Consider the following 10061-nt stretch of genomic DNA (forward strand, 5'->3'; position numbering starts at 1 on the left):
CATCAAGCTATCGAAACGGCCCGTGCCCACGCGGCGGCGGGTCACCGCTGGTGCGTGGAACTCGATCTGGAGAAGTTCTTTGATCGGGTTAATCATGATGTTCTGATGGCCCATGTTGCGCGTCAAATCGAAGACAAACGCGTCCTCACGCTGATCCGTCGCTACCTCGAAGCGGGAACGATGTCAGGCGGTCTCGTCAGCCGACGGCAGGAAGGGACGCCGCAAGGCGGCCCGCTCTCGCCGTTGCTGTCGAATATCCTGCTCAACGAACTTGATCGTGAATTGGAGCGGCGGGGCCATCGCTTCGTGCGTTACGCCGACGACGCCAACATTTATGTGCGCAGTTGTCGGGCGGGTGAACGAGTGATGGTCAGCGTTGAGTGCTTCCTGATCCAGCGTCTGAAACTGACGCTGAATAGGGAAAAGAGCCGTGTGGCACGGCCTTGGGTCTGTGACTATCTGGGTTATGGGATGAGCTGGCACCGACAGCCGAAGTTAAGAGTGGCGACGATGAGTCTGGGTCGCTTACGTGACCGAGTCAGGGACCTGCTACACAAAGCGCGGGGTTGCAAGATGGCAACCGTCATCGTGCGGATAAACCCTATGCTGCGTGGTTGGGCTGGCTACTTCAAGCTAAGTCAAAGCAAGCGGCCACTTGAGGTGCTTGATGGCTGGGTGCGTCGTAAGCTGCGCTGCGCCGTATGGCGTCAATGGAAACAGCCCTCAACAAGGGCTCGTAACTTGATACGCCTGGGGCTCAGTAGGCATCGCGCCTGCATATCGGCGTTCAATGGTCGTGGCCCATGGTGGAGCTCAGGAGCTGCGCATTTGAATCACGCGCTACCGAAGAAACTGTGGGATCGGCTTGGTCTGGTCTCAATACCGGATACGATAACTCGGCTTAATCGCATAACTTGAACCGCCGTATACGGATCCGTACGTACGGTGGTGTGAGAGGACGGCGGCTGTAAAGCCGCCTCCTACTCGATTCTACGCAGTATTTACACGTAGAACGACTTCAGCGGCGGGAAGCCATTGAATTCGACGGCGCTGTAGCTGGTGGTGTACGCACCGGTCGACAGCCAGTACAGGCGATCACCGATGGCCAGGTTCAGTGGCAGGCCGTACTTGTAGTTTTCGTACATGATGTCGGCGCTGTCGCAGGTAGGGCCGGCGATGACCACTTCTTCCATCTCGCCTTTTTTCTCGGTCCAGATCGGGAACTTGATGGCTTCGTCCATGGTTTCGATCAGGCCGGAGAACTTGCCCACATCCGTGTACACCCAGCGCTCGACAGCGGTACGGGATTTGCGCGCGACCAGCACTACTTCGCTGACCAGGATGCCGGCGTTGGCGATCAACGAGCGGCCTGGCTCGAGGATAATTTCCGGCAGGTCATCACCGAAGTCTTCCTTCAGGAAGCGGATGATTTCCTCGGCGTAGGTTTCCAGGCTGTTGGTACGGGTGATGTAGTTGGCCGGGAAGCCGCCGCCCATGTTGATCAGCTTCAGGTGGATGCCGTCTTCTTCTTTCAAACGCTCGAAGATCACTTTGACTTTGGCGATCGCTGCGTCCCAGACGCTGATGTCGCGCTGCTGCGAGCCGACGTGGAAGGAGATGCCGTAAGGCACCAGGCCCAGGTCGCGAGCGAGGATCAGCAGGTCCATGGCCATGTCGGTCTGGCAGCCGAATTTACGCGACAACGGCCAGTCGGCGGTGGTCGAGCCTTCGGTCAGGATACGTACATAAACTTTTGCACCCGGAGCGGCCTTGGCGATGTTGCGCAGGTCGGCTTCGGAGTCGGTGGCGAACAGACGCACGCCCTTCTCGTAGAAGTAGCGGATGTCCTTGGATTTCTTGATGGTGTTGCCGTAGCTGATGTGGTCGGCGCTGACGCCGCGATCGAGCACTTTGTCCAGTTCATAGATCGAGGCGATGTCGAAGCTCGAGCCTTTCTCTTTGAGCAGGTCGATGATCTCGACGGCCGGGTTGGCCTTGACCGCGTAGTAGATCTTGGCGAATTCGAAACCGGCGCGCAGGTCGTCATAGGCCTGGCTGATCATCGCGGTGTCGATCACCACGAACGGGGTTTCCTGTTTGTCGGCGAACGCCTTCATTTTCTGAAAGGTTTCGCGCGCGAAATAGTCTTCGACCTGGATCGACATACCTGGGAGCTCCTACTGGCAAACGTTAGTAATCAATGGGTGCAAATGAACGTCCTCCGTATCCCCACTTTGGTTCGCCTACTTCCCAAGGCATGTCGCCGAAAGCAAAAAGGCCATGGGAAGTGCAGCTTTCCCTTGGCCTTGCTGTCTCGTCGTCAGTACTTGAGCCGGATGGATCGTTTCCAGCATGGACGTTCGGCGCGAACTTTAGGGCGTGAGGGGCTTGAGATCAACAAAAAATGTCGCGTTTTTGCACTCTTCTGACGCGCGTTACGAGCGTCACTCTTTTTAACCGACTCAGATGACAGTCGGATGTTCCAGAAGATTTATGAAGTGTTAAAAATACCTGCACGTTCGACGCTTTTGTGCGCTAAGTCGCTAGTAACTACGATAGCGTCAACATCGGCGACGTTGGCAGCGAAAAGGTAGGCAGAGAGGGGATTTGACTATTCCTGAGCGTGTATCAGGATGGCTTTTACAGACGCTGCTGTTGATATTTTTTTCCGGTCTGCCGATTACTCAAAAATTGCACAAACCTTGTAGGAGTGAGCCTGCTCGCGATGGCATTTTCACTGCCAACATCGTGTTGACTGACATTGCGCTATCGCGAGCAGGCTCACTCCTGCAGGTTTTGCGTTTTTTACCGGGCGATATGAGTGATCAGGCGACCACCGCCTCGGCTGGCGACACGATGTTGGTCTTCATCCCCCGCGAACGTCCGGAGCTCAAGTAAGCAGCAATCGACTCCTGTGTCACCTCACCCAAAAACACCCTCTCGGCATCCATCACCGGCAACCACGCCCGATTGAACTCGTACATACGCGACAGCAGGATGCGCAAATGTTCGTCGTACGCCGCCGTGGCATTGAACTCGCGTTGGTACTGTGCGCAGGTGCCGGTCTGACGGTGCAGGTCACGACGTCGTACATAACCCAGGGCTTTATTCTCGGCACAAGTCACCACCACGTAGCGTCGGTCATGCTCGTCCATCAACTCCAGCGCTTCGGCCACCGGGGTATGCGGGCTGACGGAGGGCGCGTTGTCCGCCGCATCTTCAGCTTTCACCAACAGCAGACGCTTGAGTGTGCTGTCCTGGCCGACGAAGTTGCTGACAAACTCATCCGCCGGATGCGCGAGCAGAGTGTCCGGGTGATCGATCTGCAATAGCTTGCCGGCGCGGAAGATCGCGATCTTGTCGCCGAGCTTGATCGCCTCGTCGATGTCATGGCTGACCATGATCACGGTCTTGTTCAGCGCCCGTTGCATCTCGAAGAATTCGTTCTGGATCATCTCGCGGTTGATCGGGTCGACCGCACCGAAGGGCTCGTCCATCAACAGCAACGGCGCATCGGCCGCCAAGGCGCGAATCACGCCGATCCGCTGCTGCTGGCCACCGGACAATTCCCGTGGATAACGATGCAGGTATTGCTTGGGTTCGAGCTTGATCATGCTCATCAACTCGCGGGCACGGTCGTGGCATTTCTGCTTGTCCCAGCCGAGCAGTTTCGGCACCACGACGATGTTCTCCTCGATGGTCATGTTCGGGAACAAACCGATCTGCTGGATCACGTAGCCGATGTTGCGGCGCAGGGTCACTTCGTCGAGGCCTGTGGTGTCTTCGCCATTGATCAGGATCTTGCCCGAGGTCGGTTTGATCAGGCGGTTGATCATTTTCAGCGTGGTGCTTTTGCCGCAACCCGATGGCCCGAGGAACACGCAGATTTCGCCTTCATTGACGGTCAGGCTTACCGAGTCCACGGCTTTCACATCTTTGCCGTTGCTTTGGAAGGTCTTGCTGAGGTTTTGAAGTTCGATCATTTGAGTAGTCCTTTTGGAGTCAGCGAGCGTTGCAGCCATTGCAGAAGCAGGTCGGCGAAGATGGCCAGCACACTGACCAGCACGGCGCCGACAATCAGCATCGACATGTCGCTGCGGCTGATGGAGGCGAGGATGAGTACGCCCAGGCCACCGGCGCCGATGGTGGCGGCGATGGTCATCACGCCGATGTTCATGACTACGGCGGTGCGCACACCGGCGAGGATCACCGGCACGGCGATGGGCAACTCGACCATGCGCAGGCGCTGGCCGAAGGTCATGCCGATGCCGCGGGCGGCTTCGCGGATGCCCGGCTCGACGCTGGTCAGGGCCAGGTAGGTGTTACGCATGATCGGCAGCAGCGAATAAAGGAACACGGCCGTGATCGCCGGCATTGGCCCCAGGCCCTGGCCGAACTTGGAATAGAACGGTAGCAGCAAGCCGAACAGGGCAATCGACGGTACGGTCAGCAGCACGGTGGCGCTGGCTTGCAACGGACCTGCGAGGCTCGGGAAGCGTGTCATCAGGATGCCCAGCGGCACGCCAACTACAATCGCCAGGGTCACGGCGATGCCGACCAGTGTGATGTGCTGCCAGGTCAGGTGGATCACCTGTTGCCAGTCGAGATGGGAAAAGGCGTTCAGGAATTCCATGACTTTTCCTCCTTAATTGATCGGGTGCTGGCGCAGAAAATCGGCGGCAACGGCTGAAGGACTTTGGTGCTCGACGTCGACCCGCGCGTTGAGTTCGCGCATGGTGTTGTCGTCGAACAGTTCAGCCAGCGGCTTGAGTTGTGCGGCCAATTGCGGATGCGCATCGAGGTAGGCCTGACGCACCACCGGTGCGGCGGTGTAGTCGGGGAAGTAATGCTTGTCGTCTTCCAGCAGCTTCAGCTTGAAGGCGTTGAGGCGACCGTCGGTGGTGTAGACCAGGCCGGCAAACACCTGACCGTTTCGCAGCGCGGTGTAGACCAGACCGGCGTCCATCTGCCGGATGTTCTTGCGGGTCAGGTTCATGTCGTAGAGCTTGACCATGCCATCCAGACCGTCCGAACGGTTGGCGAACTCGGTATCCAGCGCCACCAGGTTGTTGGTCTGGGCTTCCTTGCGCAGCACCGTGTTCAGCTCACTGATGGTGTTGATCTGCGGGTATTGGTCGGCGACGTTCTTCGGCAGGGCGAGGGCGTAGGTGTTGCTGAATTTCGACGGAGTGAGCCAGACCAGGCCTTTTTTCGCATCGAGTTCTTTTACTCGTGCGTAGGACTGTTCACTGTCGAGTTTTTCAGTGACATGGTTGTAGGCCACCAGCGAAACGCCGGTGTATTCCCAGAGCATGTCCAGCTGGCCACTTTCGTGGGCGCTGCGGGCCAGATTGCTGCCCAGGCCGCCGGTCACCTGCACCTCGTAACCCTTGGTGCGCAGGTACTGCGAGGTGATTTCCGCCAGCAGGGTCTGTTCGGTGAACACCCGGGCGCCGATACGGATCAACGGTTTTTCCGCGGCTTGGGCAAATCCTGCGAACAGCAGGACGCAGCCTAGTAAAAAGCTTGAAGTTTTCATGATGATTCCTTTGCCGAGGCTTAAGACGGGCGCAAGCCGCGTTCGAGCCAGAGGCGGCTGGCGAGTGTCACCAGACCGTCGAGCAACAAGGCCAGCAGGGCGGTGCAGGCCGCGCCGAGCAGCAATTGCGGCTGATTGTTCAGGGCGATGCCGGGGAAGATCAGGCTGCCGAGACTGTTGGCGCCGATCAGGAACGCCAGCGGCGCCGTCCCGACATTGATCGCCAATGCCACGCGCACACCACCGATGATGATCGGCACGGCGTTGGGCAATTCGACTTTCCACAGCACCTGGAGCGGGGTCATGCCGATGCCGACGGCGGCTTCCTTGAGCGAACCCTGAACGTTTTTCAGGCCTTCATAGGTGTTGCGCACGATGGGCAGCAAGGAGGCGAGGAACAGGGCGAAGATGGCCGGACCGCTGCCGATGCCGAGGATACCCAGGGCGATGGCCAGGACGGCCAGGGGCGGAACGGTGTTGCCGATGTTGAAGAACTGCATGAAGCGTTCGGCGCGGCCGACCATGGACGGGCGGCTGAGGAGGATGCCGGCAGGAATGCCCACGACAAGGGCGGCCAGCATGGAAGCGAGGACGAGAACCAGATGAGCTTGCAGGTAAAACAACAAATCGTCGCGGTAGTGTTCGATCGTGTTGATGCCGATCCATTGGATCAGCAGGGCCAGAAGGGCGAATACCAGCGCGCCTCCTATCAGCCCTTTGCCATAGTGGATAGCCACAGGCGGACTCCTTTTTTCAGTCGGCGAACACTTTTTCGTGTGGCAACGCCTTGCTTGGCTGCCGAAAAAATGTCGCGATAAGCAGCTCGATCAGGCCGGCAAAGCAGCGTGTAATCGAGCCATGAGCACAGCCTCGTCAGGCCGAATTGCAGGTGTTTCAGGCCCCCGACGAGTGGTCGTAACGAGGGAGTGGACGTCTCCGTGCTTTAAAAGGTTCCCATCTGCGGCAGCATTTGGCCACCCCTAATGTGCTCAACGGTTCGGTTCTTGGATCAACTTGGGCTATAATCTGCGCCCTTTTTTGAATCACCTGCCAGGCGATTTCCCATGACCAAACAGGCCGCCGAAGTCGCGAAACGCCGCACTTTCGCCATTATTTCCCACCCCGATGCCGGTAAGACCACCATCACCGAGAAGCTCTTGCTGATGGGCAAGGCGATTGCGGTAGCCGGTACGGTGAAATCTCGTAAATCCGATCGCCATGCCACCTCCGACTGGATGGAAATGGAAAAGCAGCGTGGTATCTCCATTACCACGTCGGTCATGCAGTTCCCGTATCGCGAACACATGATCAACCTGCTCGACACCCCGGGCCACGAAGACTTCTCCGAAGATACCTACCGCACCCTGACCGCGGTGGACTCGGCGTTGATGGTTCTCGACGGCGGTAAAGGTGTTGAGCCACGGACCATCGCCCTGATGGACGTCTGCCGTCTGCGTGACACGCCGATCGTCAGCTTCATCAACAAACTCGACCGTGACATCCGCGACCCGATCGAACTGCTCGACGAAATCGAAGCCGTCCTCAAGATCAAGGCGGCGCCGATCACCTGGCCGATTGGTTGCTACCGCGACTTCAAGGGCGTGTATCACCTCGCCGATGACTACATCATCGTGTACACCGCCGGTCACGGCCACGAGCGCACCGAAACCAAGATCATCGAGAAGCTCGACTCCGATGAAGCACGCGCCCACCTGGGTGACGAGTACGAGCGTTTCATCGAACAGCTGGAACTGGTGCAAGGCGCCTGCCACGAGTTCAACCAGCAGGAGTTCCTCGACGGCCAACTGACCCCGGTGTTCTTCGGTACGGCGCTGGGCAACTTCGGTGTCGACCACGTCCTCGACGCTGTCGTTGATTGGGCACCCCGTCCGCTGGCACGCGTGGCCAACGAGCGCACCGTGGAACCGGTGGAAGAGAAGTTCTCGGGCTTCATCTTCAAGATCCAGGCGAACATGGACCCCAAACACCGCGACCGTATCGCCTTCATGCGTATCTGCTCCGGCAAGTACGAAAAAGGCATGAAGATGCGCCACGTGCGCACCGGCAAGGACGTGCGCATCGGCGACGCGCTGACCTTCTTCTCCTCCGAGCGTGAGCAGCTGGAAGAAGCGTTTGCCGGCGACATCATCGGCCTGCACAACCACGGCACCATCCAGATCGGCGACACCTTCACCGAAGGCGAAGTCCTGGGCTTCACCGGTATCCCGCATTTCGCCCCGGAACTGTTCCGCCGCGTACGCCTGAAGGATCCGCTGAAATCCAAGCAACTGCGTCAGGGCCTGCAACAGCTCGCCGAAGAAGGCGCGACCCAGGTGTTCTTCCCGGAGCGCAGCAACGACATCATCCTCGGCGCCGTCGGTGTGCTGCAGTTCGATGTGGTCGCCAGCCGCTTGAAAGAGGAATACAAGGTCGAGTGCTCCTACGAGCCGATCACTGTTTACTCAGCACGCTGGATCGAATGCAGCGACAAGAAGAAGCTTGAGGAATTCTCCAACAAGGCTGTGGAAAACCTGGCACTGGACGGCGGTGGTCACCTGACCTACCTCGCGCCTACGCGGGTCAACCTGGCCCTGATGGAAGAGCGCTGGCCGGACGTGAAATTCCGTGCGACCCGTGAGCATCACTAAGCGCTGAGTTGAAATACCCAAAACCCCGTTTGCGAAAGCAGCGGGGTTTATTGCCTGTTGCAATTCCCTGTAGGAGCGAGCCTGCTCGCGATGATTCCAGCCGCGCTGCGTTTATCCAGACAGAGCGCGTCATCGTTAGCATCCATCGCGAGCAGGCTCGCTCCTACAGGGTGCTTCGGTGTTAGCTGAAACGGGAATAACCCCTATTCCAAACCAATCTCCCAACCCACTGCATTTTCCCCCGCTCGACAGCGTCCAATCTGGAGAACCCGGCTGATCGGAACTAGATTTGACTCAGCGCCAGACAGGCACTCAACGAAAGGAAGGAATCGGCTATGAACAGGTTGTTTCGCGTTTTACTGCTGTTGAAGGTGATGGTGATGCTCTCGCTCGGCACTTCGATGGCATGGGCCGAGTGCACCAACCACGGTGAGCAGGCTTCGAGCGGGCAGGCGGGTTATGCGGGGTTGATGATCGCCAAATCCGAATCGGAACCGGGAGATCAGGGGCAGGGTGGGGCTGACAACGACGATGACTCGACCACCGACGAGCCGGACTCCGATGAGGAAGAGGGCGACAGCCAGACGTAGTCGCTCAATGGCAGATAAAAGAAAACCCCTTCTACCTGACTGATGCGCAATCAAGGCGGAAGGGGTTGGTCAACGCATCAGGAATGTGAGCAACTCAATCCCTGTGGGAGCGGGCTTGCTCGCGAAGGCGTCGCGTCAGTCACCATTAACATCGACTGACACAATGCTTTCGCGAGCAAGCCCGCTCCCACATTTTTTATGCCGCGCCGTCGAGGAATTGCTCGGCGTAGTGGCAAGCCACCTGGCGGCCGGCGAGCAGGCGCAGGGCCGGCTCTTCAGTGCTGCAACGCTCGGTGGCATATGGGCAGCGCTTGTGGAAGGCACAGCCGGACGGTGGGTTCAGCGGGTTGGGCAATTCGCCGACGATCTTGATTTTCGGCTTGTTCGGATCCGGGTGGATGGCCGGCGTCGCCGACAACAGCGCTTGGGTGTAGGGGTGCAGAGGACGGGAGTAAATGTCCTCTTTCGTGCCCATTTCCACCGGGCGACCGAGGTACATCACCATCACATGGTCGGCCACGTGGCGTACCACCGCCAGGTTGTGAGAGATGAACACGTAGGCGGTGTTGAACTCTTGCTGCAAATCCATGAACAGGTTGAGCACCTGCGCCTGAATCGACACGTCCAGCGCCGAAGTCGGTTCGTCCGCCACCAGCACTTTCGGTTGCAGCATCATCGCGCGGGCCAGGGCGATCCGCTGGCGCTGACCGCCGGAGAACATGTGCGGATAACGCTGGTAGTGCTCGGGCCGCAAGCCCACCTGCTTCATCATCGCCTGGACTTTTTCGCGACGTTCCGCGGCGCTCAGGTTGGTGTTGATCAGCAACGGCTCGGCGAGCTGATCACCGACTTTCTGCCGTGGGTTCAGCGAGGCGTACGGGCTCTGGAACACCATCTGCACGTCTTTGCGCAGTTGCTTGCGCTGGGCCTTGTCGGCGCCGGCGACTTCCTGTCCGGCGATTTTCAAGGAGCCGGACGACGGCTCTTCGATCAGGGTCAAGGCACGGGCCAGGGTGGATTTGCCGCAACCCGACTCGCCGACGACCGCGAGGGTCTTGCCGGCTTCCAGTTCGAACGACACGCCGTTGAGGGCGCGCACGGTGGCGTGACCCTTGAACAGGCCACGGGACACCTCGTAGTGACGGGTCAGGTCGCGGGCGGTAAGAACGACGGCCATTACGCCACCTCCTGGTTCAGCGGGTAGAAGCAGCGAGCGAGGCTGTTGCTTTTCTGGTCAAGGGCCGGACGTTGTTGACGGCAGTTGTCTTTCACGTACGGGCAGCG

General features: G+C 58.8%; 9 protein-coding genes and 1 pseudogene. 3 read left to right on the forward strand and 7 right to left on the reverse strand.

Annotated elements, in window-relative coordinates:
* The coding region (locus tag VC35_RS30165) for a reverse transcriptase domain-containing protein (protein ID WP_046043934.1) at positions 1–918 on the forward strand (918 nt) is incomplete at its 5' end.
* An 83-nt stretch (positions 919–1001) separates the two neighbouring features.
* On the opposite strand, the gene VC35_RS27870 is transcribed toward VC35_RS30165, so the two are convergent.
* From VC35_RS27870 to VC35_RS27890, 5 genes are all read right to left on the reverse strand, one after another.
* Entirely contained in the window at positions 1002–2165 is a 1164-nt protein-coding gene (locus tag VC35_RS27870) for a type III PLP-dependent enzyme (RefSeq protein ID WP_046043936.1), read from the reverse strand.
* A gap of 660 nt (positions 2166–2825) precedes the next feature.
* On the reverse strand, positions 2826–3983 hold the full coding sequence (locus VC35_RS27875) for an osmoprotectant ABC transporter ATP-binding protein OsmV (protein WP_046043937.1): 1158 nt from the start codon (positions 3981–3983) through the stop codon (positions 2826–2828).
* On the reverse strand, positions 3980–4633 hold the full coding sequence (locus VC35_RS27880; RefSeq protein WP_046043938.1) for an ABC transporter permease: 654 nt from the start codon (positions 4631–4633) through the stop codon (positions 3980–3982). The genes VC35_RS27875 and VC35_RS27880 overlap by 4 nt, the downstream gene beginning before the upstream one ends.
* A 12-nt stretch (positions 4634–4645) precedes the next feature.
* Positions 4646–5539, reverse strand: coding sequence for a glycine betaine ABC transporter substrate-binding protein (locus VC35_RS27885; RefSeq protein WP_046043940.1), 894 nt, complete (start codon positions 5537–5539; stop codon positions 4646–4648).
* A 20-nt stretch (positions 5540–5559) separates the two neighbouring features.
* Positions 5560–6276, reverse strand: a complete 717-nt coding sequence (locus VC35_RS27890; protein ID WP_046043942.1) for an ABC transporter permease — start codon at positions 6274–6276, stop codon at positions 5560–5562.
* Positions 6277–6603: 327 nt separating this feature from the next.
* On the opposite strand from VC35_RS27890, the gene VC35_RS27895 reads away from it, so the two are divergent.
* Together VC35_RS27895 and VC35_RS27900 are read left to right on the forward strand one after the other, a co-directional pair.
* Positions 6604–8187: a peptide chain release factor 3 gene (locus VC35_RS27895; RefSeq protein WP_033040112.1), complete on the forward strand. Its 1584-nt coding sequence runs from the start codon at positions 6604–6606 to the stop codon at positions 8185–8187.
* 335 nt (positions 8188–8522) lie between these two features.
* A complete protein-coding gene (locus VC35_RS27900) occupies positions 8523–8777 on the forward strand; it encodes a hypothetical protein (RefSeq protein WP_046043944.1) in 255 nt (84 codons plus the stop codon).
* A gap of 196 nt (positions 8778–8973) precedes the next feature.
* On the opposite strand, the gene VC35_RS27905 is transcribed toward VC35_RS27900, so the two are convergent.
* Both VC35_RS27905 and dppD read right to left on the reverse strand, forming a co-directional pair.
* Positions 8974–9954, reverse strand: a complete 981-nt coding sequence (locus VC35_RS27905) for a peptide ABC transporter ATP-binding protein (protein ID WP_046043945.1) — start codon at positions 9952–9954, stop codon at positions 8974–8976.
* A pseudogene (gene dppD, locus VC35_RS30170) lies at positions 9954–10061 on the reverse strand (dipeptide ABC transporter ATP-binding protein DppD); the annotation flags it as partial. The pseudogene dppD and the gene VC35_RS27905, both read right to left, overlap by 1 nt.

Origin of the sequence: Pseudomonas fluorescens (assembly GCF_000967965.1) — a bacterium.
GTDB lineage: Bacteria > Pseudomonadota > Gammaproteobacteria > Pseudomonadales > Pseudomonadaceae > Aquipseudomonas > Aquipseudomonas grandcourensis.

Excerpts from the sequence above, each read along its gene's own strand:
- VC35_RS27895 (WP_033040112.1), top strand. The coding sequence starts at position 6,604 with ATGACCAAACAGGCCGCCGAAGTCGCGAAACGCCGCACTTTCGCCATT.
- VC35_RS27875 (WP_046043937.1), bottom strand. The coding sequence starts at position 3,983 with ATGATCGAACTTCAAAACCTCAGCAAGACCTTCCAAAGCAACGGCAAA.
- VC35_RS27905 (WP_046043945.1), bottom strand. The coding sequence starts at position 9,954 with ATGGCCGTCGTTCTTACCGCCCGCGACCTGACCCGTCACTACGAGGTG.
- VC35_RS27870 (WP_046043936.1), bottom strand. The coding sequence starts at position 2,165 with ATGTCGATCCAGGTCGAAGACTATTTCGCGCGCGAAACCTTTCAGAAA.
- VC35_RS27885 (WP_046043940.1), bottom strand. The coding sequence starts at position 5,539 with ATGAAAACTTCAAGCTTTTTACTAGGCTGCGTCCTGCTGTTCGCAGGA.
- VC35_RS27880 (WP_046043938.1), bottom strand. The coding sequence starts at position 4,633 with ATGGAATTCCTGAACGCCTTTTCCCATCTCGACTGGCAACAGGTGATC.
- VC35_RS27900 (WP_046043944.1), top strand. The coding sequence starts at position 8,523 with ATGAACAGGTTGTTTCGCGTTTTACTGCTGTTGAAGGTGATGGTGATG.